This window comes from Escherichia sp. HH091_1A, from assembly GCF_030295175.1.
GTDB lineage: Bacteria > Pseudomonadota > Gammaproteobacteria > Enterobacterales > Enterobacteriaceae > Escherichia > Escherichia coli_F.
The window spans coordinates 3,056,905-3,079,396 of sequence record NZ_AP025747.1 but is presented as its reverse complement, the minus strand read 5'-3'; the positions used below and the strand labels follow the sequence as shown (position 1 = coordinate 3,079,396).

The following is a 22,492-nucleotide window of genomic DNA, read 5'->3' as shown; positions in this document are numbered from 1 at the left end:
GCGTTAATTCACACTTCTGAGAAATTTCGCTAAACGCATCAAAAAAGCATAGCAGACAGGCATGGTATTGCTGGATTAAGCAGGTAACATCAGTGTTATAGGATTATTACCAAAACATTATATTAATGGTGAGAGTTTGGACTTGCTCAAAGTCTGTAGACTCCGGCAAGGTAATAATGTGCGCCACGTTGTGGGCAGGGGCTGTTGCCCACACACTTTATTTGTGAACGTTACGTGAAAGGAACAACCAAATGGATGACCAGTTAAAACAAAGTGCACTTGATTTCCATGAATTTCCAGTTCCAGGGAAAATCCAGGTTTCTCCAACCAAGCCTCTGGCAACGCAGCGCGATCTGGCGCTGGCCTACTCACCAGGCGTTGCCGCACCTTGTCTTGAAATCGAAAAAGACCCGTTAAAAGCCTACAAATATACCGCTCGTGGTAACCTGGTGGCGGTGATCTCTAACGGTACGGCGGTGCTGGGGTTAGGCAACATTGGCGCGCTGGCAGGCAAACCGGTGATGGAAGGCAAGGGCGTTCTGTTTAAGAAATTCGCCGGGATTGATGTATTTGACATTGAAGTTGATGAACTTGACCCGGACAAATTTATTGAAGTCGTCGCTGCGCTCGAACCGACCTTCGGCGGCATCAACCTCGAAGACATTAAAGCGCCAGAATGTTTCTATATTGAACAGAAACTGCGCGAGCGGATGAATATTCCAGTATTCCACGACGATCAGCACGGCACGGCAATTATCAGCACTGCAGCCATCCTCAACGGATTGCGCGTGGTGGAGAAAAACATCTCCGACGTGCGGATGGTGGTTTCCGGCGCGGGTGCAGCAGCAATTGCCTGTATGAACCTGCTGGTGGCGCTGGGGCTGCAAAAACATAACATCGTGGTTTGTGATTCAAAAGGCGTTATCTATCAGGGCCGTGAGCCAAATATGGCGGAAACCAAAGCCGCATATGCGGTGGTGGATGACGGCAAACGTACCCTCGATGATGTAATTGAAGGCGCGGATATTTTCCTGGGCTGTTCCGGCCCGAAAGTGCTGACCCAGGAAATGGTTAAGAAAATGGCTCGTGCGCCGATGATCCTGGCGCTTGCAAACCCGGAACCAGAAATTCTGCCGCCGCTGGCAAAAGAAGTGCGTCCGGATGCCATCATCTGTACCGGCCGTTCCGACTACCCGAACCAGGTTAATAACGTGCTTTGCTTCCCATTCATCTTCCGTGGCGCGTTGGACGTTGGTGCAACAGCCATCAACGAGGAAATGAAACTGGCGGCGGTACGCGCGATTGCAGAACTGGCCCATGCGGAACAGAGCGAAGTCGTTGCTTCGGCGTATGGCGATCAAGATCTGAGCTTCGGCCCGGAATACATCATTCCAAAACCGTTTGATCCGCGTTTGATCGTTAAGATCGCTCCTGCGGTCGCTAAAGCGGCGATGGAGTCGGGCGTGGCGACGCGTCCGATTGCTGATTTCGACGTCTACATCGACAAGCTGACTGAGTTCGTTTACAAAACCAACCTGTTTATGAAGCCGATTTTCTCCCAGGCCCGCAAAGCGCCGAAGCGCGTTGTTTTACCGGAAGGGGAAGAGGCACGCGTTCTGCATGCTACTCAGGAACTGGTGACTCTGGGACTGGCGAAACCGATCCTTATCGGTCGTCCGAACGTGATCGAAATGCGCATTCAAAAACTGGGCTTGCAGATCAAAGCGGGCGTTGATTTTGAGATCGTCAATAACGAATCCGATCCGCGTTTTAAAGAATACTGGACCGAATACTTCCAGATCATGAAGCGCCGTGGTGTAACTCAGGAGCAGGCACAGCGGGCGCTGATCAGTAACCCGACAGTGATCGGCGCGATCATGGTTCAGCGTGGCGAAGCCGATGCAATGATTTGCGGTACGGTGGGTGATTATCATGAACACTTCAGCGTGGTGAAAAATGTCTTTGGTTATCGCGATGGCGTTCACACCGCAGGTGCAATGAACGCGCTGCTATTGCCGAGTGGTAACACTTTTATTGCCGATACCTACGTCAATGACGAGCCAGACGCAGAAGAGCTGGCGGAGATCACCTTGATGGCGGCAGAAACTGTTCGTCGTTTTGGTATTGAGCCGCGTGTGGCTCTGTTGTCGCACTCCAACTTTGGTTCTTCTGACTGCCCGTCGTCGAGCAAAATGCGTCAAGCGCTGGAACTGGTCAGAGAGCGTGCGCCAGAACTGATGATTGATGGTGAAATGCACGGCGATGCAGCGCTGGTGGAAGCGATTCGCAGCGATCGTATGCCGGACAGCCCTTTGAAAGGTTCCGCCAATATTCTGGTGATGCCGAACATGGAAGCTGCCCGTATTAGTTACAACTTACTGCGCGTTTCCAGCTCGGAAGGTGTGACTGTCGGTCCGGTGCTGATGGGTGTGGCGAAACCGGTTCACGTGTTAACACCAATCGCATCCGTACGTCGTATCGTCAACATGGTGGCGCTGGCCGTGGTTGAAGCGCAAACCCAACCGCTGTAATTCATTCTTAACTCTCACGCTTACCCTGAATATTCAGGGTAAGCGGTTTTACTATAATATATTAGTAAAGCTTATTACTAAGTTTTCGAATAATAAAAAAAGCAGCATATAAACTATCTCGATATCATTTTATTTATATTCATGCGTTGCATATGAAAGTTTATGCATCACAGTAAATATCTCTCCATTCTTAGTGATCTACCTCACCTTTTAAACGCGCTTGCCGAATTTTGTTATTTACTCTGACGAAAAATTGTCACGATACACGCAAGTTTTTCACAGGCGGCGACTTATGGATAAAGAACGCATCATTCAGGAATTTGTGCCCGGCAAACAGGTCACACTGGCGCATCTCATTGCGCATCCCGGCGAAGAACTGGCGAAGAAAATCGGCGTTCCGGATGCGGGCGCAATCGGCATTATGACGCTAACTCCCGGCGAAACGGCGATGATCGCCGGTGATTTAGCACTGAAAGCTGCCGATGTGCATATCGGTTTCCTCGACCGTTTTAGCGGCGCACTAGTGATTTATGGCTCGGTGGGCGCAGTAGAAGAAGCGTTATCACAAACCGTCAGTGGTTTAGGTCGTTTATTAAATTATACGCTTTGTGAAATGACCAAAAGTTAATACGAGGCATTCATGAAACGAATTGCGTTTGTGGGTACCGTCGGGGCAGGAAAAACAACGTTATTTAATGCGTTGCAGGGGAATTATACCCTCGCCAGAAAAACACAGGCCGTGGAATTTAATGATAAGGGTGATATTGATACGCCGGGTGAATATTTTAGCCATCCCCGCTGGTATCACGCCTTAATTACCACGCTACAGGATGTGGACATGCTGATTTATGTCCACGGCGCGAATGACCCGGAAAGCCGATTGCCTGCCGGGTTGCTGGATATTGGTGCCAGCAAACGGCAAATCGCCGTCATCAGTAAAACGGACATGCCGGATGCTGACGTCGCAGCAACGCGAAAGTTATTGCTTGAAACTGGTTTTGAAGAGCCGATTTTCGAGCTAAACAGCCACGACCCGCAAAGCGTGCAGCAACTGGTGGATTATCTGGCATCTCTCACCGAACAGGAGGAAGCAGGTGAAAAAACTCATCACAGCGAATGATATTCGTGAAGCACATGCGCGCGGCGAACAGGCAATGTCTGTGGTTCTGCGCGCCAGCATTATTACCCCGGAAGCCCGCGAAGTGGCGGACTTGCTGGGGTTTACCATCACCGAATGCACTGAATCGACGCCAGTAGCGGCATCTGTTCCCGTCAGCGTGCCTGCCGATAAAACTGAAAGCCAGCGTATCCGCGAAACCATCATCGCCCAGCTGCCGGAAGGCCAGTTTACCGAAAGCCTGGTCGCGCAGCTGATGGAAAAAGTGATAAAGGAAAAACAGTCGCTGGAGCAGGGTGCAATGCAGCCGAGTTTTAAATCGGTGACCGGCAAAGGCGGCATCAAAGTTATTGATGGCAGCAGCGTGAAGTTTGGTCGTTTCGATGGCGCGGAACCGCACTGCGTAGGCTTGACTGATCTCGTGACCGGAGACGACGGCAGCAGCATGGCCGCCGGTTTTATGCAGTGGGAGAACGCCTTCTTCCCGTGGACCCTGAACTACGACGAAATCGACATGGTACTGGAAGGGGAACTGCACGTTCGCCACGAAGGCGAAACCATGATCGCCAAAGCAGGCGATGTGATGTTTATCCCGAAAGGCTCCAGCATCGAATTTGGTACGACATCCAGCGTGAAATTCCTGTATGTCGCCTGGCCGGCTAACTGGCAATCCCTATGAAAGATTTCATCACCGAAGCATGGCTAAGAGCGAACCATACGCTCAGCGAAGGCGCAGAGATCCATCTCCCTGCGGACAGTCGCCTGACGCCCTCTGCCCGGGAGTTACTGGAAAGCCGCCATCTGCGCATCAAGTTTATTGACGAGCAGGGCCGCCTGTTTGTTGACGATGAACAGCAGCAGCTACAGCCCGTTCACGTGCTGACCAGTAGTGATGAACATCCGCAGGCGTGCTGCGAACTGTGTCACCAGCCAGTGGCGAAAAAGCCGGACACGCTGACTCACCTGTCGGCGGAAAAAATGGTCGCCAAAAGCGATCCGCGCCTGGGTTTTCGCGCTGTTCTCGACAGCACCATTGCGCTGGTAGTGTGGCTGCAAATTGAACTGACAGAACCGTGGCAGCCGTGGCTGGCGGATATCCGTTCGCGTCTTGGCAACATTATGCGTGCCGATGTGTTGGGCGAACCGCTGGGCTGCCAGGCGATTGTCGGGTTTTCTGACGAAGATCTGCATCGACTTTCTCACCAGCCACTGCGTTATCTCGACCACGATCATCTGGTGCCGGAAGCCAGCCACGGACGCGATGCGGCGTTGCTGAATCTGCTACGCACCAAAGTGCGGGAAACCGAAACCGTCGCGGCGCAGGTGTTTATTACCCGTAGTTTTGAAGTATTACGCCCGGACATCTTGCAGGCGCTGAACCGCCTTTCCAGCACGGTTTACGTGATGATGATTTTGAGCGTAACGAAGCAGCCGCTAACGGTGAAGCAGATCCAACAACGACTGGGGGAAACGCAATGATTATTGAACGTTGTCGTGAACTGGCGTTGCGAGCGCCCGCCACAGTGGTATTTCCGGATGCGTTAGATCAACGTGTGCTGAAAGCTGCGCAATATTTACATCAACAAGGTCTGGCAACGCCCATTCTGGTCGCCAATCCGTTTGAACTTCGTCAGTTTGCGCTCAGTCACGGCGTGGCGATGGACGGGCTACAGGTGATAGATCCGCATGGCAACCTCGCAATGCGGGAAGAATTTGCTCTCCGCTGGCTGGCCCGTGCGGGCGAAAAAACGCCGCCGGATGCGCTGGAAAAACTCACCGATCCGCTGATGTTCGCTGCCGCAATGGTCAGCGCCGGGACAGCGGATGTCTGTATCGCGGGCAATCTCTCTTCCACGGCAAATGTGCTGCGTGCCGGATTACGCATTATTGGCTTACAGCCAGGCTGTAAAACGCTCTCCTCCATTTTCCTGATGCTGCCACAGTACAGTGGCCCCGCATTGGGCTTTGCCGATTGCAGCGTAGTGCCACAGCCGACGGCGGCGCAGCTGGCAGATATCGCGCTTGCCAGCGCCGAAACCTGGCAGGCCATCACCGGAGAAGAGCCGCGCGTGGCGATGTTGTCGTTTTCCAGTAACGGCAGCGCCCGTCACCCCTGCGTTGCCAACGTCCAGCAGGCGACAGAAATCGTCCGTGAGCGCGCACCAAAGCTGGTCGTCGATGGCGAGTTGCAGTTTGACGCCGCCTTCGTGCCGGAAGTGGCGGCGCAAAAAGCGCCTGCCAGCCCGCTACAAGGCAAGGCCAATGTGATGGTTTTTCCGTCGCTGGAAGCCGGAAATATTGGCTACAAAATCGCACAACGACTCGGCGGATATCGTGCCGTCGGGCCATTGATACAAGGACTTGCCGCGCCGATGCACGATCTCTCTCGTGGTTGTAGCGTGCAGGAAATTATCGAGCTGGCGCTGGTGGCAGCTGTGCCGCGTCAGACAAAAGTGAACCGCGAAAGCAGTTTACAAACACTGGTTGAATGAACGGTCCCGTTCTGGACCCCTATAAAGAGGAAAACACAATGGAAGCATTAGGAATGATCGAAACCCGGGGCCTGGTTGCACTGATTGAGGCTTCTGATGCGATGGTGAAAGCTGCGCGCGTCAAACTGGTTGGTGTTAAGCAGATTGGCGGCGGCCTGTGTACTGCCATGGTTCGTGGTGATGTTGCTGCCTGTAAAGCGGCGACCGATGCCGGTGCCGCAGCGGCGCAGCGTATCGGCGAGCTGGTATCTGTACACGTTATCCCGCGTCCGCACGGCGACCTGGAAGAGGTCTTCCCGATCGGCCTGAAAGGCGATAGCAGCAACCTGTAATCACCCTGTGTGACGTCGATCCGGGCGTCACGCTCTCTCCTGTTTAATTTTACCTTCCGCGGAAGGTAGGGGGAGCTTTTACCTGAAATATGCCACGGAGGCGGGTATGAAACTGGCAGTCGTCACAGGACAAATTGTTTGTACCGTACGCCATCACGGACTGGCGCATGACAAATTGCTGATGGTGGAAATGATTGATCCACAAGGTAATCCTGACGGGCAATGTGCTGTCGCCATCGACAATATTGGTGCGGGAACCGGGGAGTGGGTGTTGCTGGTGAGTGGCAGTTCCGCCCGCCAGGCGCATAAAAGCGAAACGTCACCGGTCGATCTGTGCGTAATTGGCATTGTCGATGAGGTGGTCTCTGGCGGTCAGGTAATTTTCCACAAATAAGGCAGAACATCATGAATCAACAGGATATTGAACAGGTGGTGAAAGCGGTACTGCTGAAAATGCAAAGCAGTGACACGTCGCCCGCCGCCGTTCATGAGATGGGCGTTTTTGCTTCCCTGGATGACGCCGTTGCGGCGGCCAAAATTGCCCAGCAAGGGTTAAAAAGCGTGGCAATGCGCCAGTTAGCCATTGCTGCTATTCGTGAAGCAGGCGAAAAACACGCCAGAGATTTAGCGGAACTTGCCGTCAGTGAAACGGGTATGGGCCGCGTAGAAGATAAATTTGCCAAAAACGTCGCTCAGGCACGCGGTACGCCAGGCGTTGAGTGCCTCTCTCCACAGGTGCTGACCGGTGACAACGGCCTGACTTTAATTGAAAACGCGCCCTGGGGCGTGGTGGCTTCGGTGACGCCTTCCACTAACCCGGCGGCAACCGTAATTAATAACGCCATCAGCCTGATTGCCGCGGGCAACAGCGTTATTTTTGCCCCGCATCCGGCGGCGAAAAAAGTCTCTCAACGGGCTATTACGTTGCTCAACCAGGCGATTGTTGCCGCAGGCGGGCCGGAAAACTTACTGGTTACTGTGGCAAATCCAGATATCGAAACCGCGCAACGCTTATTCAAGTTTCCGGGCATCGGTCTGTTGGTGGTGACCGGCGGCGAAGCGGTGGTGGAAGCGGCGCGCAAACACACCAATAAACGTCTGATTGCCGCAGGTGCTGGCAACCCGCCGGTGGTGGTGGATGAAACCGCCGACCTCGCCCGTGCCGCTCAGTCTATCGTCAAAGGCGCTTCTTTCGATAACAACATCATTTGTGCCGATGAAAAGGTGCTGATTGTTGTTGATAGCGTAGCCGATGAACTAATGCGTCTGATGGAAGGCCAGCATGCGGTGAAACTGACTGCAGAACAGGCACAGCAGTTACAACCGGTGTTGCTGAAAAATATCGATGAGCGCGGAAAAGGCACCGTCAGCCGTGACTGGGTGGGTCGCGATGCGGCGAAAATCGCGGCGGCAATCGGCCTGAACGTGCCGCAAGAAACGCGCTTGCTGTTTGTAGAAACCCCCGCAGAACATCCGTTTGCCGTGACCGAACTGATGATGCCAGTGCTGCCGGTCGTGCGCGTCGCCAACGTGGCGGATGCCATTGCGCTGGCGGTGAAACTGGAAGGCGGTTGCCACCACACGGCGGCAATGCACTCGCGCAATATCGAGAACATGAACCAAATGGCGAACGCCATTGATACCAGTATTTTCGTTAAGAACGGACCGTGCATTGCCGGGCTGGGGCTGGGCGGGGAAGGCTGGACCACGATGACCATCACTACGCCAACCGGTGAAGGGGTAACCAGCGCGCGTACGTTTGTCCGTCTGCGTCGCTGTGTATTAGTCGATGCGTTTCGCATTGTTTAAGGAGTAACCGATGGCGCACGACGAACAATGGCTTACCCCGCGGCTGCAAACGGCGGCAACGCTGTGTAACCAGACGCCCGCCGCGTCGGAATCTCCGCTGTGGCTGGGGGTAGATCTGGGCACCTGCGATGTGGTGTCGATGGTTGTCGACTGCGACGGTCAGCCGGTGGCGGTATGTCTCGACTGGGCCGATGTGGTCCGCGACGGCATCGTCTGGGATTTCTTCGGTGCGGTCACCATTGTTCGTCGCCATCTCGACACGCTCGAGCAGCAATTCGGTCGCCGTTTTAGCCATGCGGCGACCTCTTTTCCTCCAGGTACGGACCCGCGTATTTCCATCAACGTGCTGGAGTCTGCCGGGCTGGAAGTGAGCCATGTGCTGGATGAGCCAACCGCAGTCGCGGATCTGCTGCAACTGGACAACGCCGGTGTAGTGGATATTGGCGGCGGCACTACCGGAATTGCCATCGTGAAAAAGGGCAAGGTGACTTATTCAGCGGATGAAGCGACCGGCGGACATCACATTTCTCTGACTCTCGCCGGAAATCGCCGTATTTCGCTGGAAGAGGCAGAGCAGTACAAGCGCGGTCACGGTGACGAGATTTGGCCTGCGGTGAAGCCGGTGTACGAAAAAATGGCGGACATTGTTGCCCGGCATATTGAAGGGCAGGGCATTACTGATTTATGGCTGGCGGGCGGCTCCTGTATGCAACCGGGCGTGGCGGAACTGTTTTGCAAACAATTCCCGGCGTTACAGGTGCATCTACCGCAGCACAGTTTGTTTATGACCCCGCTGGCGATCGCCAGTAGCGGGCGAGAGAAAGCGGAGGGACTATATGCAAAATGAATTGCAGACCGCGCTCTTTCAGGCGTTCGATACCCTGAATCTGCAACGGGTAAAAACATTTAGCGTTCCACCGGTGACGATTTGCGGTCCGGGCGCGGTGAGCAGTTGCGGACAGCAAGCACAAACGCGTGGGCTGAAACATCTGTTCGTGATGGCAGACAGCTTTTTGCATCAGGCGGGGATGACCGCTGGGCTGACGCGTAGCCTGGCCGTTAAAGGCATCGCCATGACGCTCTGGCCATGTCCGGTGGGCGAACCGTGCATCACCGACGTGTGTGCCGCCGTGGCGCAGTTGCGTGAATCAGGCTGTGACGGAGTGATCGCGTTTGGCGGTGGCTCGGTGCTGGATGCGGCAAAAGCCGTTGCGTTGCTGGTGACGAACCCCGACCGCACGCTGGCAGAAATGTCAGAAACCAGCGTTCTGCAACCGCGTCTGCCGTTGATTGCCATTCCAACTACCGCCGGAACCGGCTCTGAAACCACCAACGTAACGGTGATTATCGACGCGGTGAGCGGGCGCAAGCAGGTGTTAGCCCATGCCTCGCTGATGCCGGATGTGGCGATTCTCGACGCCGCGCTGACCGAAGGCGTGCCGTCGCATGTCACGGCGATGACCGGTATCGACGCGTTAACCCATGCTATTGAAGCGTACAGCGCGCTGAACGCTACACCGTTTACAGACAGCCTGGCGATTGGCGCAATTGCGATGATTGGTAAATCACTGCCGAAAGCAGTGGGCTACGGTCATGACCTTGCCGCGCGCGAGAGTATGTTGCTCGCATCATGCATGGCGGGAATGGCATTTTCCAGTGCGGGGCTTGGGTTGTGCCACGCGATGGCGCATCAGCCGGGGGCGGCGCTGCATATTCCGCACGGACTGGCGAACGCCATGCTGCTGCCCACGGTGATGGAGTTTAACCGGATGGTCTGTCGCGAACGCTTTAGTCAGATTGGTCGGGCGCTGCGAACTAAAAAATCCGACGATCGTGATGCTATTAACGCGGTAAGTGAGCTGATTGCGGAAGTCGGGATTGGTAAACGACTGGGCGATGTTGGTGCGGCATCTGCGCATTACGGCGCATGGGCGCAGGCCGCGCAGGACGATATTTGTCTGCGTAGTAACCCGCGTACTGCCAGCCTGGAGCAGATCGTCGGCCTGTACGCGGCGGCGCAATAAATGCCGGATGCGACGCCTGTCGCGTCTTATCCGGCCTACAGGATTGCACATGTAGGGCGGATAAGGCGTTCACGCCGCATCCGCCAATGGCGCGGTGCAAGTGCCGGATGCGACGCTTGTCGCGTCTTATCCGACCTGGGGATTACACATGTAGGGCGGATAAGGTGTTCACGCCGCATCCGCCAATGGCGCGGTGCAAGTGCCGGATGCGACGCCTGTCGCGTCTTATCCGGCCTACAGGATTGCACATGTAGAGCGGATAAAGCGTTCACGCCGCATCCGCCAATAAATAACAACTAACAGGGAGTAAAGGCGATGGGAATTAACGAAATCATCATGTACATCATGATGTTCTTTATGCTGATAGCTGCCGTAGACAGGATCTTGTCGCAGTTCGGCGGTTCTGCTCGTTTCCTCGGTAAGTTTGGTAAAAGTATCGAAGGATCGGGCGGCCAGTTCGAAGAAGGCTTTATGGCAATGGGCGCACTGGGCCTGGCGATGGTCGGTATGACCGCACTGGCACCAGTACTGGCCCACGTACTTGGGCCGGTGATTATCCCGGTTTACGAAATGCTCGGCGCAAACCCGTCAATGTTCGCTGGAACACTGCTGGCGTGCGACATGGGCGGCTTCTTCCTCGCCAAAGAGCTGGCGGGCGGCGATGTGGCAGCGTGGCTATACTCTGGGTTAATTCTCGGATCGATGATGGGGCCAACGATTGTGTTTTCCATTCCGGTGGCGCTCGGCATTATCGAACCTTCTGACCGTCGTTATCTGGCGCTCGGCGTGCTGGCGGGCATTGTGACCATTCCCATTGGCTGTATTGCCGGTGGTCTGGTGGCTATGTATTCCGGTGTGCAGATCAACGGTCAGCCAGTGGAATTCACCTTTGCCCTGATCCTGATGAACATGATCCCGGTACTTATCGTCGCGGTACTGGTGGCGCTGGGGCTGAAATTCATCCCGGAAAAAATGATCAACGGCTTCCAGATCTTCGCCAAGTTCCTCGTTGCATTGATCACCCTCGGTCTTGCCGCTGCGGTAGTGAAATTCCTGCTCGGTTGGGAACTGATCCCCGGTCTGGATCCGATCTTCATGGCTCCAGGCGACAAACCCGGTGAAGTGATGCGCGCCATTGAAGTTATCGGTTCTATCTCCTGCGTGCTGTTAGGGGCGTATCCGATGGTGCTGCTGCTGACACGCTGGTTTGAAAAACCGCTGATGAGCGTCGGTAAAGTGCTGAATATGAACAATATCGCGGCAGCTGGCATGGTCGCAACCCTTGCCAACAATATCCCGATGTTCGGCATGATGAAGCAGATGGATACCCGCGGCAAAGTGATCAACTGTGCCTTCGCCGTTTCCGCTGCTTTCGCCCTGGGTGACCACTTAGGCTTCGCCGCTGCCAACATGAACGCCATGATCTTCCCGATGATTGTCGGCAAGTTGATCGGCGGCGTTACGGCGATTGGCGTGGCGATGATGCTGGTGCCAAAAGAAGACGCGACCGCGGCTAAAACCGAAGCGGAGGCACAATCGTGAACACTCGCCAGCTACTGAGCGTCGGTATCGATATCGGCACTACCACCACCCAGGTGATCTTCTCCCACCTGGAGCTGGTTAACCGTGCGGCGGTGTCGCAGGTGCCGCGCTACGAATTCATCAAACGCGAAATTAGCTGGCAAAGCCCGGTGTTCTTTACCCCTGTCGATAAACTGGGCGGTTTAAAAGAAGCGGAACTGAAAACCTTAATCCTCGAGCAATATCAGGCTGCGGGCATTGCGCCGGAAAGCGTTGATTCTGGTGCCATCATCATCACCGGTGAAAGCGCGAAAACCCGCAATGCTCGCCCGGCGGTGATGACGCTCTCCCAGTCGCTTGGCGATTTTGTCGTCGCCAGCGCCGGGCCGCATCTCGAATCCGTGATCGCCGGTCACGGTGCTGGGGCGCAAACCCTTTCTGAACAACGGTTATGTCGGGTACTGAATATTGACATCGGCGGTGGCACCGCGAACTACGCTTTGTTCGATGCCGGAAAAATCAGCGGCACTGCCTGCCTTAACGTCGGCGGTCGCCTGCTGGAAACCGACAGCCAGGGGCGCGTGGTTTACGCTCATAAACCGGGGCAGATGATAGTGGATGAGTGCTTCGGTGCAGGCACTGACGCCCGTTCACTGACCGGCGCGCAGCTGGTGCAGGTTACCCGGCGGATGGCGGAACTGATTGTCGAAGTGATTGACGGAACGCTCTCGCCGCTCGCGCAGGCATTGATGCAAACCGGTTTGCTGCCCGCAGGTGTTACGCCCGAAATCATTACGCTTTCTGGCGGCGTGGGCGAATGTTATCGCCACCAGCCCGCTGACCCGTTCTGTTTTGCCGATATTGGCCCGCTTCTGGCAACGGCGCTGCATGAGCATCCTCGTCTGCGTGAGATGAACGTGCAGTTTCCAGCGCAAACCGTGCGCGCCACGGTGATTGGCGCGGGCGCACATACTCTTTCGCTCTCTGGCAGCACAATCTGGCTGGAGGGGGTACAACTGCCGCTGCGCAATTTGCCGGTGGCGATCCCAATTGATGAAACGGATCTGGTGAGTGCCTGGCAACAGGCGCTGATTCAGCTGGATCTTTGCCCCAAAACTGACGCGTACGTGCTGGCGCTTCCCGCCTCGCTGCCTGTGCGTTACGCCGCGGTACTGACGGTCATCAACGCGCTGGTCGATTTCGTCGCGCGTTTTCCGAATCCGCATCCCCTGCTGGTGGTGGCCGGGCAGGACTTTGGTAAAGCTCTGGGCATGTTGTTGCGCCCACAGCTACAACAACTCCCGTTGGTAGTCATTGACGAAGTGATTGTCCGCGCGGGGGACTATATCGACATTGGTACGCCTCTTTTTGGCGGATCGGTTGTGCCGGTGACGGTGAAATCACTCGCATTTCCTTCCTGAGGGAACGACTTATGAAACTAAAGACCACATTGTTCGGCAATGTATATCAGTTTAAGGATGTAAAAGAGGTGCTGGCTAAAGCCAACGAACTGCGTTCGGGGGATGTGCTGGCGGGCGTTGCAGCGGCAAGCTCACAGGAGCGCGTGGCGGCAAAGCAGGTGTTGTCGGAAATGACCGTAGCGGACATCCGCAATAATCCGGTGATTGCCTATGAAGATGACTGCGTGACGCGGCTGATTCAGGACGACGTTAACGAAACGGCCTACAACCAGATTAAAAACTTGAGCATCAGCGAGCTGCGTGAGTATGTGCTGAGTGATGAAACCAGCGTTGACGACATTGCTTTTACCCGCAAAGGGCTGACCTCGGAAGTGGTCGCGGCGGTAGCGAAGATTTGCTCTAACGCGGATCTGATCTACGGCGCGAAGAAAATGCCGATTATCAAAAAGGCCAATACTACCATCGGTATTCCGGGCACCTTCAGCGCCCGTTTGCAGCCAAACGATACCCGCGACGACGTGCAAAGTATCGCCGCGCAAATCTACGAAGGGCTTTCTTTCGGGGTGGGCGATGCGGTGATCGGCGTTAACCCGGTGACTGACGACGTGGAAAACTTAAGCCGCGTGCTGGATACCATCTATGGCGTGATCGACAAATTCAACATTCCGACCCAGGGCTGCGTGCTGGCGCACGTCACCACCCAAATTGAAGCGATCCGTCGTGGCGCACCAGGCGGGCTGATTTTCCAGAGTATCTGCGGCAGCGAAAAAGGGCTGAAAGAATTTGGCGTGGAGCTGGCGATGCTCGATGAAGCACGCGCAGTGGGCGCGGAGTTTAACCGTATCGCCGGGGAAAACTGCCTCTACTTCGAAACCGGGCAAGGCTCGGCGCTGTCTGCTGGCGCGAACTTCGGCGCTGACCAGGTGACGATGGAAGCACGTAACTACGGGCTGGCACGTCATTACGATCCGTTTATCGTCAACACCGTAGTGGGCTTTATTGGGCCAGAGTATCTCTACAACGACCGGCAGATTATCCGTGCGGGCTTAGAAGATCACTTTATGGGCAAACTGAGCGGCATTTCTATGGGCTGTGACTGCTGCTACACCAACCACGCTGACGCTGACCAGAACCTCAACGAAAACCTGATGATCTTGCTCGCCACCGCAGGCTGTAACTACATCATGGGGATGCCGCTGGGTGATGACATCATGCTCAACTACCAGACCACCGCATTCCACGACACTGCCACTGTGCGTCAGTTACTCAACTTGCGCCCGTCACCGGAGTTTGAACGCTGGCTGGAAAGCATGGGCATTATGGCAAACGGTCGCCTGACCAAACGGGCGGGCGATCCGTCACTGTTCTTCTGATGACGCGGAGATAACTCATCATGGATCAAAAACAGATTGAAGAAATTGTACGCAGCGTGATGGCGTCAATGGGACAAGCGGCCCCCGCGCCGTCAGAAGCAAAATGCGCCACTACCACCTGTGCAGCACCGGTGACCTCGGAAAGCTGCGCGCTGGATTTAGGTTCCGCAGAAGCAAAAGCGTGGATTGGCGTTGAAAACCCGCATCGCGCAGACGTATTAACAGAACTGCGCCGCAGCACCGTGGCTCGCGTCTGTACCGGTCGTGCCGGTCCGCGTCCGCGTACCCAGGCGTTGCTGCGTTTTCTGGCCGATCACTCTCGTTCGAAAGACACCGTTCTGAAAGAAGTGCCGGAGGAGTGGGTGAAAGCGCAGGGCTTGCTGGAAGTCCGCTCTGAAATTAGCGACAAAAATCTCTATCTGACTCGCCCGGATATGGGCCGCCGCTTGTGTGCAGAGGCTGTTGAAGCGCTGAAAGCGCAGTGTGTTGCCAATCCGGACGTACAGGTGGTTATTTCCGATGGTCTGTCTACTGATGCGATCACCGTGAACTATGAAGAGATTCTGCCACCGCTGATGGCGGGCCTGAAACAGGCCGGGTTGAAAGTCGGCACACCGTTCTTTGTGCGTTACGGTCGCGTGAAGATTGAAGATCAGATTGGCGAACTTCTTGGCGCGAAAGTGGTGATCCTGCTGGTGGGTGAACGTCCGGGGTTGGGGCAGTCAGAAAGTCTCTCCTGCTACGCCGTTTACTCGCCGCGTATGGCAACCACCGTTGAGGCCGACCGTACCTGTATCTCTAACATTCACCAGGGCGGCACGCCGCCGGTTGAAGCCGCAGCCGTCATTGTGGATTTGGCGAAACGTATGCTGGAGCAGAAAGCATCCGGCATCAACATGACCCGATAAGGAGGCATCATGCCAGCTTTAGATTTGATTCGACCGTCGGTAACCGCCATGCGGGTGATTGCCTCTGTTAACGCCGAATTTGCGCGTGAACTGAAATTGCCGCCGCATATTCGTAGCCTCGGGCTGATTTCTGCTGATTCCGATGACGTCACCTACATTGCGGCTGACGAAGCGACCAAGCAGGCGATGGTTGAAGTCGTGTATGGTCGCTCGCTGTATGCGGGAGCTGCACACGGGCCGTCACCGACTGCCGGTGAAGTGCTGATTATGCTCGGGGGGCCAAACCCGGCGGAAGTGCGTGCCGGTCTGGATGCGATGGTTGCGCATATTGAAAATGGCGCTGCTTTCCAGTGGGCTAATGATGCAGAAAACACAGCCTTCCTGGCGCATGTCGTTTCGCGTACCGGCTCTTATCTCTCATCAACCGCCGGGATCACGCTTGGCGATCCGATGGCGTATCTGGTGGCACCGCCGCTGGAAGCGACCTACGGCATTGATGCAGCGTTGAAATCTGCCGACGTGCAGCTGGTGACCTATGTCCCGCCACCGTCTGAAACCAACTACTCGGCAGCATTTTTAACCGGTAGCCAGGCCGCGTGTAAAGCAGCCTGTAACGCCTTTACCGATGCAGTGCTGGAAATCGCGCGTAATCCAATCCAGCGTGCGTAACGGAGGTTGCCGATGATCAATGCACTGGGATTGCTGGAAGTGGACGGCATGGTCGCCGCGATAGATGCAGCTGATGCCATGCTCAAAGCAGCTAACGTTCGTCTGCTCAGTCACGAAGTGCTTGACCCTGGTCGCCTAACGCTGGTGGTGGAAGGCGATCTGGCGGCGTGTCGTGCGGCGCTGGACGCAGGTTGTGCTGCCGCGATGCGTACCGGGCGTGTCATCAGCCGTAAGGAGATCGGTCGGCCAGACGATGACACCCAGTGGCTGGTTACTGGCTTTAACCGCCAGCCGAAGCAACCCGTAAAGGAACCCGACGCGCCAGTTATCGTCGCGGAATCTGCTGACGAGTTGTTGGCGCTGTTAACATCAGTACGTCAGGGAATGACGGCCGGAGAAGTGGCTGCCCACTTTGGCTGGCCGCTGGAAAAAGCCAGAAATGCGCTCGAACAGCTCTTTTCTGCCGGGACGTTACGTAAACGCAGTAGTCGTTATCGTCTCAAGCCCCATTAACCTGTCGGAGGTGCCGGGTGTCATACAACACCCGGCATTAACATCATGAAAAAGACCCGTACAGCCAATTTACACCATCTTTATCATGAACCCTTACCCGAAAACCTGAAGCTAACGCCGAAGGTCGAAGTGGATAATGTTCATCAACGGCAAACAACGGATGTCTATGAACATGCTTTGACGATTACCGCCTGGCAGCAGATTTACGATCAGCTGCATCCGGGCAAGTTTCATGGTGAATTTACGGAAATACTGCTCGATGATATTCAGGTTTTCCGTGAATACACGGGGCTGGCGCTGCGTCAGTCGTGCCTGGTCTGGCCGAACTCGTTCTGGTTTGGCATTCCGGCGACGCGCGGTGAGCAGGGATTTATCGGTTCGCAATGTCTGGGAAGCGCAGAAATTGCGACGCGCCCTGGAGGAACCGAGTTTGAATTAAGTACGCCGGACGATTACACGATCCTTGGCGTGGTGCTTTCTGAAGATGTCATCACCCGTCAGGCTAACTTTTTGCATAACCCGGAAAGGGTGCTGCATATGTTACGTAACCAGTCGGCGCTGGAAGTGAAAGAGCAGCATAAGGTCGCGCTGTGGGGCTTTGTCCAACAGGCGCTGGCGACATTTTGCGAGAACCCGGAAAATCTCCATCAGCCTGCAGTGCGAAAAGTGCTGGGAGATAATTTGCTAATGGCGATGGGGGCGATGCTGGAAGAAGCGCAGCCAATGATGACGGCGGAAAGTATAAGTCATCAGAGTTACCGCCGGTTGCTTTCCCGGGCCCGTGAATATGTGCTGGAAAACATGTCCGAACCAGTGACGGTGCTGGACTTGTGTAATCAACTGCATGTCAGCCGCCGCACCTTGCAAAACGCATTTCACGCTATTTTGGGCATTGGCCCGAATGCGTGGCTGAAACGCATTCGCCTGAACGCCGTGCGCCGTGAACTGATTAGCCCGTGGTCGCAAAGTATGACGGTAAAAGACGCCGCCATGCAGTGGGGATTCTGGCATCTTGGGCAGTTTGCCACGGATTATCAGCAATTGTTTGCAGAAAAGCCGTCTCTGACGCTGCATCAGCGGATGCAGGAACTGGAGTGAGGGTGAGGGCCGGATGAGGATGGTGTTTGATCCGGTCCATAGTGAAGTTACAAATTACGTTGAATTGCTATGTATTTTATTGCCCAACGGGATAGGCGATAAACAAACCGACAATTGTCAGAATACACGCCAGCAGGAATACCAACATACAATTTACGCGCTTTCGCGAAATTTTAAAGAAATAGCAAAATAGTGTTGTTACCACGATCACTACCGGGATAGTCATAAAATTAATAACGATGAGTGCTATCAATCCAAAACTTGCTCCTCCACCGTGGGGAATAAAAATGTGTTCTTCAAAATAAATTTCTATAGCAAATGCCAGCACACATCCCAGAAAACTCATATCCAGATGAGGGTGCCATTTACTTTCTTTATGTGATGTGTCTGACATTCTTAAATGCTCCCGTGAGCAAACTGGCGTAAAATAATTTCTAAGATTGCTGATAAGACGTCGCTGTTGTCCGGCACTCCGGGCAGATAAACGCGTAAATCATCCCTTCGCCATATTGTTCAATATCGGCATAATCCAGTTGCGCAAGAAACATCATTGTGTGGGAACATTGCGGACAGAGAGGATATTCCGCGTCCTGAATCCAGGTTGGATGCCCGCCAAGTTGCGAGAAAGAGACAGGTAAAAATGGGTCTGCGGCAAATAACGGTGACCTAAGGTTTCCCTGTCTCATGCTGTTTACAGGGAGTCGACGCCATTCCGATACATCATCCGGCAGCCAGGCAGGCGGGATATTTTTTGCAGACAAATGAGCGTTACCCTGTGAGTCCATGTAGCCGAAAATGGTGCTGTAGGCGGTGCAACATTCGCAAGTCACGACGCGAAAACTGCCGTTATCGCTAAGACCCGTGGCCTTCAGGTCAACGTCGAAAAGATTTGTTAGTGGCAATGCGCAATTTGGACAGGTATCGTTGCGTTCATCAACAACACGCAAAGCTTCGCAAGACCCGGTGCTTTTCATCTCCAGATGAAAACATTGAGGAAAATAGAGATTACGCCTTTGATCTTCAGCGGTTAACTCCCAACCGGCCTCATGCGCATATTCTTCAGGCGCGATGTAAAGGGAGCTGCGCCACGGCGGTGGGCTATTGCGCCATTGGACAAAACGTTCAACGACAACGTCATCCCCAATCCATGCCAGACATTGCAGAATACAATTTCTGTTTTCTGCATCATCCTCAACCCGTTCTAACAGCCTGTCGCGTACATCTGTGGGGGCGCGGTGGAAAGGCATATAAGAATCACTGTCCAAATCATCGTAAGAGATCCATTCTCTGAAATAGGCATTCAGATTCGCCTGGGTAAATGCCGCCAGACAAAGGCAAATCTCCTGAGCGAGCTTATATTCACCAGATGCAAAGCGTTCTGTGGCGTAATCAGCCATTTGCTGCGCTTGCTCGGCGGTCAACTGTTGATACAGGGCATCGGTGGGAACGGGGCAGGGAGTCCAGTCGATTAACGCATCGAATTTCCGCGGTTGGTGAATTAATTTCAGCATGGCTACCGGATCGCTTAACCCAGCAAACGCATTCACGATCTTTTTGTTTTTCTTGATATATTCGTCGTGCTCACGCTGCTGTTGGGACTGCTCGCAGGGCATGCAGTATCCGTTAGTACGCGCTGCGGTTTCCGGAAGAATGGTTGATGTACAAGCGGGGCTTTTACAGGGAATACGGTGAGTCATAGAGGCGCTCCTTGCCTGAGGATGTTAAGTCGAAAGAGATTATTATTAGATATTAGGGTGTCACCATGGCACACAAATTAAACAGAATTAATTTCAAGCCACAAACATAGGGTTATTTTTCTTTTATTTTCATGATATTAAATCCAATCCTTGACCTTAATAAACTCACTTAACGCCGCTTCCGGGCTGCCTGCTTCTGGCTGATAATCATACTCCCAGCGTACCAGTGGCGGCATTGACATCAGGATAGACTCGGTGCGCCCGCCAGTTTGCAGGCCAAACAGCGTTCCGCGATCCCAGACCAGGTTGAACTCGACATAGCGACCGCGACGGTAGAGCTGGAAATTGCGCTCGCGCTCGCCGTATTCCATCGCTTTGCGTCGTTCAACAATCGGTAAATAAGCGTCGGTGTAGCCTTTACCTACCGCCTGCATAAAGGCAAAACAGTGGTCAAAGTCTGGCGTGTTCAGGTCATCAAAGAAAAGCCCGCCAATACCGCGCTGTTCGTTACGATGTTTGAGGTAGAAGTATTCGTCGCACCACTTTTTGTAACGCGGATAAACGTCTTCGCCAAATGGCAGGCACAGGTCACGGGCGGTGCGGTGCCAGTGAATGGCGTCTTCTTCAAAACCATAGAAAGGGGTTAAATCGAAGCCGCCGCCAAACCACCAGACGGGCTCGGCACCCGGTTTTTCGGCAATAAAAAAGCGCACATTCGCGTGGCTGGTGGGAACGTACGGGTTATGCGGATGCACTACCAGCGAGACGCCCATCGCTTCGAAACTGCGTCCGGCAAGTTCCGGGCGATGAGCAGTGGCGGAAGCAGGCATCGCCTCACCGTGGACATGTGAAAAGTTGACGCCCGCCTGTTCGAAAACACCACCATTACGCAACACCCGGCTACGTCCGCCGCCGCCAGCTTCGCGCTGCCAGCTATCTTCGACAAATTCTGCGCCATCGACGGCGCTCAGCTGCTGACAAATTGTATCCTGAAGGTTGAGCAGAAACTGTTTAACCTGGTGTGCGTTGGGTTTCATCTCTTACCGCTTTCTCGAGTGTGCTTTCTGGTTGTCAAACCAGTGGAAATAACTGATCACGCCTTCGGCAATGGCTGTGGCGATTTTCTGGCGAAATGCCGCCGTGCCTAACAGCCGCTCTTCTTCCGGGTTGGTGATAAAAGAAGTTTCCACCAGCACCGAAGGAACAGATGGCGATTTCAACACTACAAACGCGGCTTGTTCGGTATTGCGACTGTGCAGCTTATGCACCGGCTTAATCTTTTTCAGAATATGCGAGCCAAGCGTCAGGCTGTTTTTAATGGTATCGGTTTGCACCAGATCAAACAGCACTTGCTGCAATAGGTGATCCTTGTCAGTCGCTTTTTTACCGGCAACTTCATCAGCGCGGTTTTCGCGTTCAGACAAGTATTTCGCCATTGCGCTACTTGCGCCGCGGTTAGAGAGAGCAAATACCGAAGCACCGGCAGCTTTCGGGTTAGTAAAGCCGTCGGCGTGAATTGACATAAACAGATCTGCGCCATGTTTATGGGCGATTTCAACGCGATCGTACAGCGGGATAAACGTATCGCCAGAACGCGTTAAACGCGCATCAATGCCATGATTACGCAAAATGGAACGGACGTTTTTGGCAATCGCCAGCACCACATGTTTTTCTTTCGATCCATTGCGACCAATCGCTCCGGTATCAATTCCGCCGTGGCCTGGATCGAGAACAACGACACGTTTGCCGCCGCTTTTTTTGGCTTTCGGCTTACTGTGTCCGTTACTGGTTTTTAAAGGTTCTTCTTTGGCGATGGCTTGCGACATTCCTGACAACGTCAGGGCAGCCAATCCGGCTTTCAGCACCTGGCGGCGCGAAGTGAGTGTTTTTAGTGGTTTAAAAGTGCTCATACGGCCTGAGTTGTAATAATAAAGTTCCAGATGTTATATCGTATCGCGTAATCCGTTACGACCGTTTGCTGTTGAGAATTGTTTTACTTTTCATTTCAATAGTTGACAACTCCCCATTATGCCACTTTTTCAACCGATTTTCGTCAGATATTGGCTAATTCGACCGTTCACGCCATAATCAGCCTTTTAACCCGCAAAAAGGTAACGAATACCATGGAGATACGCGTATTTCGCCAGGAAGATTTCGAAGAGGTCATCACCCTTTGGGAGCGTTGCGACTTGCTGCGTCCGTGGAACGATCCGGAAATGGACATCGAGCGTAAGATGAACCATGACGTCAGTCTGTTTCTGGTCGCTGAGGTAAACGGTGAAGTGGTCGGAACGGTGATGGGCGGTTATGACGGGCATCGCGGATCCGCTTATTATCTTGGCGTGCATCCTGAGTTTCGTGGGCGTGGCATTGCCAATGCGTTGCTTAATCGGCTGGAGAAAAAACTGATTGCTCGCGGCTGCCCGAAAATTCAGATCAACGTGCCGGAAGATAACGACATGGTGCTCGGAATGTATGAACGCCTGGGATATGAACACGCCGACGTGCTGAGTCTGGGTAAGCGTTTGATTGAAGATGAAGAGTACTGAGTTTCATCCTGTCCATTATGATGCGCACGGTCGCCTGCGTTTACCCTTGCTCTTCTGGCTTGTGCTATTGCTTCAGGCGCGAACCTGGGTGCTGTTTGTCATTGCCGGTGCGTCGCGCGAGCAGGGTACTGCGCTGCTAAATCTGTTTTATCCCGATCACGATAATTTCTGGCTGGGGTTGATTCCCGGTATTCCGGCGGTGCTGGCGTTTTTGCTGAGTGGTCGGCGGGCTACGTTTCCTCGCATCTGGTATGTACTCTATTTTCTGTTGCTGTTGGCGCAGCTTGTTTTGCTTTGCTGGCAACCGTGGTTGTGGCTGAACGGTGAATCCGTTAGCGGTATCGGTCTGGCGCTGGTAGTGGCGGATATTGTGGCGTTAATTTGGCTTTTGACCAATCGACGTTTACGCGCTTGTTTTAATGAAGAAAAAGAATAACG

The 22,492-nt window shown here is 54.0% G+C and carries 24 protein-coding genes; 20 read left to right on the top strand and 4 right to left on the bottom strand.

The window, feature by feature from the left end:
• Positions 1 to 251 precede the first annotated feature (251 nt).
• The 18 genes from maeB (at position 252) to eutR (ending at position 17,808) form a co-directional block, all read left to right on the top strand.
• Complete coding sequence (gene maeB / locus QUF14_RS15520; protein WP_000342645.1) at positions 252 to 2,531, top strand: NADP-dependent oxaloacetate-decarboxylating malate dehydrogenase; 2,280 nt, start codon at positions 252 to 254, stop codon at positions 2,529 to 2,531.
• Positions 2,532 to 2,823: 292 nt separating this feature from the next.
• On the top strand, positions 2,824 to 3,159 hold the full coding sequence (gene eutS / locus QUF14_RS15515) for an ethanolamine utilization microcompartment protein EutS (RefSeq protein ID WP_000356956.1): 336 nt from the start codon (positions 2,824 to 2,826) through the stop codon (positions 3,157 to 3,159).
• 12 nt (positions 3,160 to 3,171) lie between these two features.
• Positions 3,172 to 3,651, top strand: coding sequence for an ethanolamine utilization acetate kinase EutP (gene eutP, locus QUF14_RS15510; protein ID WP_000820779.1), 480 nt, complete (start codon positions 3,172 to 3,174; stop codon positions 3,649 to 3,651).
• The gene (gene eutQ, locus QUF14_RS15505) at positions 3,626 to 4,327 is read left to right on the top strand and encodes an ethanolamine utilization acetate kinase EutQ (RefSeq protein WP_000733929.1); all 702 of its coding nucleotides are present in this window, start codon (positions 3,626 to 3,628) and stop codon (positions 4,325 to 4,327) included. The genes eutP and eutQ overlap by 26 nt, the downstream gene beginning before the upstream one ends.
• Positions 4,324 to 5,127, top strand: coding sequence for an ethanolamine utilization cob(I)yrinic acid a,c-diamide adenosyltransferase EutT (eutT, locus tag QUF14_RS15500; protein WP_000651275.1), 804 nt, complete (start codon positions 4,324 to 4,326; stop codon positions 5,125 to 5,127). Before eutQ ends, eutT begins: the two co-directional genes overlap by 4 nt.
• The gene (pta, locus tag QUF14_RS15495) at positions 5,124 to 6,140 is read left to right on the top strand and encodes a phosphate acetyltransferase (protein WP_000583010.1); all 1,017 of its coding nucleotides are present in this window, start codon (positions 5,124 to 5,126) and stop codon (positions 6,138 to 6,140) included. The genes eutT and pta overlap by 4 nt, the downstream gene beginning before the upstream one ends.
• Before the next feature lie 38 nt (positions 6,141 to 6,178).
• Complete coding sequence (gene eutM / locus QUF14_RS15490) at positions 6,179 to 6,472, top strand: ethanolamine utilization microcompartment protein EutM (RefSeq protein WP_000387713.1); 294 nt, start codon at positions 6,179 to 6,181, stop codon at positions 6,470 to 6,472.
• Positions 6,473 to 6,578: 106 nt separating this feature from the next.
• Complete coding sequence (eutN, locus tag QUF14_RS15485; protein WP_000762196.1) at positions 6,579 to 6,866, top strand: ethanolamine utilization microcompartment protein EutN; 288 nt, start codon at positions 6,579 to 6,581, stop codon at positions 6,864 to 6,866.
• Positions 6,867 to 6,877: 11 nt separating this feature from the next.
• Entirely contained in the window at positions 6,878 to 8,281 is a 1,404-nt protein-coding gene (locus QUF14_RS15480) for an aldehyde dehydrogenase family protein (RefSeq protein ID WP_001075727.1), read from the top strand.
• Positions 8,282 to 8,291: 10 nt separating this feature from the next.
• A complete protein-coding gene (gene eutJ, locus QUF14_RS15475; RefSeq protein WP_000929692.1) occupies positions 8,292 to 9,128 on the top strand; it encodes an ethanolamine utilization protein EutJ in 837 nt (278 codons plus the stop codon).
• Complete coding sequence (gene eutG, locus QUF14_RS15470; protein ID WP_001178770.1) at positions 9,118 to 10,305, top strand: ethanolamine utilization ethanol dehydrogenase EutG; 1,188 nt, start codon at positions 9,118 to 9,120, stop codon at positions 10,303 to 10,305. The genes eutJ and eutG overlap by 11 nt, the downstream gene beginning before the upstream one ends.
• A 315-nt stretch (positions 10,306 to 10,620) precedes the next feature.
• A complete protein-coding gene (gene eutH, locus QUF14_RS15465) occupies positions 10,621 to 11,847 on the top strand; it encodes an ethanolamine utilization protein EutH (protein WP_000512386.1) in 1,227 nt (408 codons plus the stop codon).
• Positions 11,844 to 13,247, top strand: coding sequence for an ethanolamine ammonia-lyase reactivating factor EutA (gene eutA / locus QUF14_RS15460; protein WP_286333059.1), 1,404 nt, complete (start codon positions 11,844 to 11,846; stop codon positions 13,245 to 13,247). Before eutH ends, eutA begins: the two co-directional genes overlap by 4 nt.
• Positions 13,248 to 13,258: 11 nt before the next feature.
• Positions 13,259 to 14,620 carry an ethanolamine ammonia-lyase subunit alpha gene (eutB, locus tag QUF14_RS15455; RefSeq protein WP_000769937.1) on the top strand — a complete coding sequence of 454 codons (1,362 nt, stop codon included), beginning with the start codon at positions 13,259 to 13,261 and terminating at the stop codon, positions 14,618 to 14,620.
• Positions 14,621 to 14,640: 20 nt separating this feature from the next.
• Positions 14,641 to 15,528, top strand: coding sequence for an ethanolamine ammonia-lyase subunit beta (gene eutC, locus QUF14_RS15450; RefSeq protein ID WP_000372324.1), 888 nt, complete (start codon positions 14,641 to 14,643; stop codon positions 15,526 to 15,528).
• A 9-nt stretch (positions 15,529 to 15,537) separates the two neighbouring features.
• The gene (gene eutL / locus QUF14_RS15445; RefSeq protein WP_001111038.1) at positions 15,538 to 16,197 is read left to right on the top strand and encodes an ethanolamine utilization microcompartment protein EutL; all 660 of its coding nucleotides are present in this window, start codon (positions 15,538 to 15,540) and stop codon (positions 16,195 to 16,197) included.
• Between the two features lie 12 nt (positions 16,198 to 16,209).
• Positions 16,210 to 16,710 (top strand): ethanolamine utilization microcompartment protein EutK, encoded by a 501-nt coding sequence (gene eutK / locus QUF14_RS15440; protein WP_001295463.1) that lies wholly within the window; start codon positions 16,210 to 16,212, stop codon positions 16,708 to 16,710.
• Between the two features lie 45 nt (positions 16,711 to 16,755).
• Positions 16,756 to 17,808 (top strand): HTH-type transcriptional regulator EutR, encoded by a 1,053-nt coding sequence (gene eutR, locus QUF14_RS15435; RefSeq protein ID WP_000753721.1) that lies wholly within the window; start codon positions 16,756 to 16,758, stop codon positions 17,806 to 17,808.
• A gap of 76 nt (positions 17,809 to 17,884) precedes the next feature.
• On the opposite strand, the gene QUF14_RS15430 is transcribed toward eutR, so the two are convergent.
• The 4 genes from QUF14_RS15430 to amiA form a co-directional block, all read right to left on the bottom strand.
• Entirely contained in the window at positions 17,885 to 18,202 is a 318-nt protein-coding gene (locus QUF14_RS15430; RefSeq protein WP_001285744.1) for a hypothetical protein, read from the bottom strand.
• 40 nt (positions 18,203 to 18,242) lie between these two features.
• The gene (locus tag QUF14_RS15425) at positions 18,243 to 19,505 is read right to left on the bottom strand and encodes a DUF1963 domain-containing protein (protein ID WP_100733738.1); all 1,263 of its coding nucleotides are present in this window, start codon (positions 19,503 to 19,505) and stop codon (positions 18,243 to 18,245) included.
• Positions 19,506 to 19,642: 137 nt separating this feature from the next.
• Positions 19,643 to 20,542 (bottom strand): oxygen-dependent coproporphyrinogen oxidase, encoded by a 900-nt coding sequence (hemF, locus tag QUF14_RS15420; RefSeq protein ID WP_000803901.1) that lies wholly within the window; start codon positions 20,540 to 20,542, stop codon positions 19,643 to 19,645.
• A gap of 3 nt (positions 20,543 to 20,545) precedes the next feature.
• Entirely contained in the window at positions 20,546 to 21,415 is an 870-nt protein-coding gene (gene amiA, locus QUF14_RS15415) for an N-acetylmuramoyl-L-alanine amidase AmiA (RefSeq protein ID WP_000102907.1), read from the bottom strand.
• Positions 21,416 to 21,628: 213 nt separating this feature from the next.
• On the opposite strand from amiA, the gene QUF14_RS15410 reads away from it, so the two are divergent.
• Both QUF14_RS15410 and QUF14_RS15405 read left to right on the top strand, forming a co-directional pair.
• The gene (locus QUF14_RS15410) at positions 21,629 to 22,054 is read left to right on the top strand and encodes a GNAT family acetyltransferase (RefSeq protein ID WP_000406000.1); all 426 of its coding nucleotides are present in this window, start codon (positions 21,629 to 21,631) and stop codon (positions 22,052 to 22,054) included.
• Positions 22,041 to 22,490: a DUF2919 domain-containing protein gene (locus QUF14_RS15405; RefSeq protein ID WP_024211954.1), complete on the top strand. Its 450-nt coding sequence runs from the start codon at positions 22,041 to 22,043 to the stop codon at positions 22,488 to 22,490. Before QUF14_RS15410 ends, QUF14_RS15405 begins: the two co-directional genes overlap by 14 nt.
• Positions 22,491 to 22,492 lie beyond the last annotated feature (2 nt).

Excerpts from the sequence above, each read along its gene's own strand:
- maeB (WP_000342645.1), top strand. The coding sequence starts at position 252 with ATGGATGACCAGTTAAAACAAAGTGCACTTGATTTCCATGAATTTCCA.
- eutS (WP_000356956.1), top strand. The coding sequence starts at position 2,824 with ATGGATAAAGAACGCATCATTCAGGAATTTGTGCCCGGCAAACAGGTC.
- eutP (WP_000820779.1), top strand. The coding sequence starts at position 3,172 with ATGAAACGAATTGCGTTTGTGGGTACCGTCGGGGCAGGAAAAACAACG.
- eutT (WP_000651275.1), top strand. The coding sequence starts at position 4,324 with ATGAAAGATTTCATCACCGAAGCATGGCTAAGAGCGAACCATACGCTC.
- pta (WP_000583010.1), top strand. The coding sequence starts at position 5,124 with ATGATTATTGAACGTTGTCGTGAACTGGCGTTGCGAGCGCCCGCCACA.
- eutM (WP_000387713.1), top strand. The coding sequence starts at position 6,179 with ATGGAAGCATTAGGAATGATCGAAACCCGGGGCCTGGTTGCACTGATT.
- eutN (WP_000762196.1), top strand. The coding sequence starts at position 6,579 with ATGAAACTGGCAGTCGTCACAGGACAAATTGTTTGTACCGTACGCCAT.
- QUF14_RS15480 (WP_001075727.1), top strand. The coding sequence starts at position 6,878 with ATGAATCAACAGGATATTGAACAGGTGGTGAAAGCGGTACTGCTGAAA.
- eutJ (WP_000929692.1), top strand. The coding sequence starts at position 8,292 with ATGGCGCACGACGAACAATGGCTTACCCCGCGGCTGCAAACGGCGGCA.
- eutG (WP_001178770.1), top strand. The coding sequence starts at position 9,118 with ATGCAAAATGAATTGCAGACCGCGCTCTTTCAGGCGTTCGATACCCTG.
- eutH (WP_000512386.1), top strand. The coding sequence starts at position 10,621 with ATGGGAATTAACGAAATCATCATGTACATCATGATGTTCTTTATGCTG.
- eutB (WP_000769937.1), top strand. The coding sequence starts at position 13,259 with ATGAAACTAAAGACCACATTGTTCGGCAATGTATATCAGTTTAAGGAT.
- eutC (WP_000372324.1), top strand. The coding sequence starts at position 14,641 with ATGGATCAAAAACAGATTGAAGAAATTGTACGCAGCGTGATGGCGTCA.
- eutL (WP_001111038.1), top strand. The coding sequence starts at position 15,538 with ATGCCAGCTTTAGATTTGATTCGACCGTCGGTAACCGCCATGCGGGTG.
- eutK (WP_001295463.1), top strand. The coding sequence starts at position 16,210 with ATGATCAATGCACTGGGATTGCTGGAAGTGGACGGCATGGTCGCCGCG.
- eutR (WP_000753721.1), top strand. The coding sequence starts at position 16,756 with ATGAAAAAGACCCGTACAGCCAATTTACACCATCTTTATCATGAACCC.
- QUF14_RS15430 (WP_001285744.1), bottom strand. The coding sequence starts at position 18,202 with ATGTCAGACACATCACATAAAGAAAGTAAATGGCACCCTCATCTGGAT.
- QUF14_RS15425 (WP_100733738.1), bottom strand. The coding sequence starts at position 19,505 with ATGACTCACCGTATTCCCTGTAAAAGCCCCGCTTGTACATCAACCATT.
- hemF (WP_000803901.1), bottom strand. The coding sequence starts at position 20,542 with ATGAAACCCAACGCACACCAGGTTAAACAGTTTCTGCTCAACCTTCAG.
- amiA (WP_000102907.1), bottom strand. The coding sequence starts at position 21,415 with ATGAGCACTTTTAAACCACTAAAAACACTCACTTCGCGCCGCCAGGTG.
- QUF14_RS15410 (WP_000406000.1), top strand. The coding sequence starts at position 21,629 with ATGGAGATACGCGTATTTCGCCAGGAAGATTTCGAAGAGGTCATCACC.
- QUF14_RS15405 (WP_024211954.1), top strand. The coding sequence starts at position 22,041 with ATGAAGAGTACTGAGTTTCATCCTGTCCATTATGATGCGCACGGTCGC.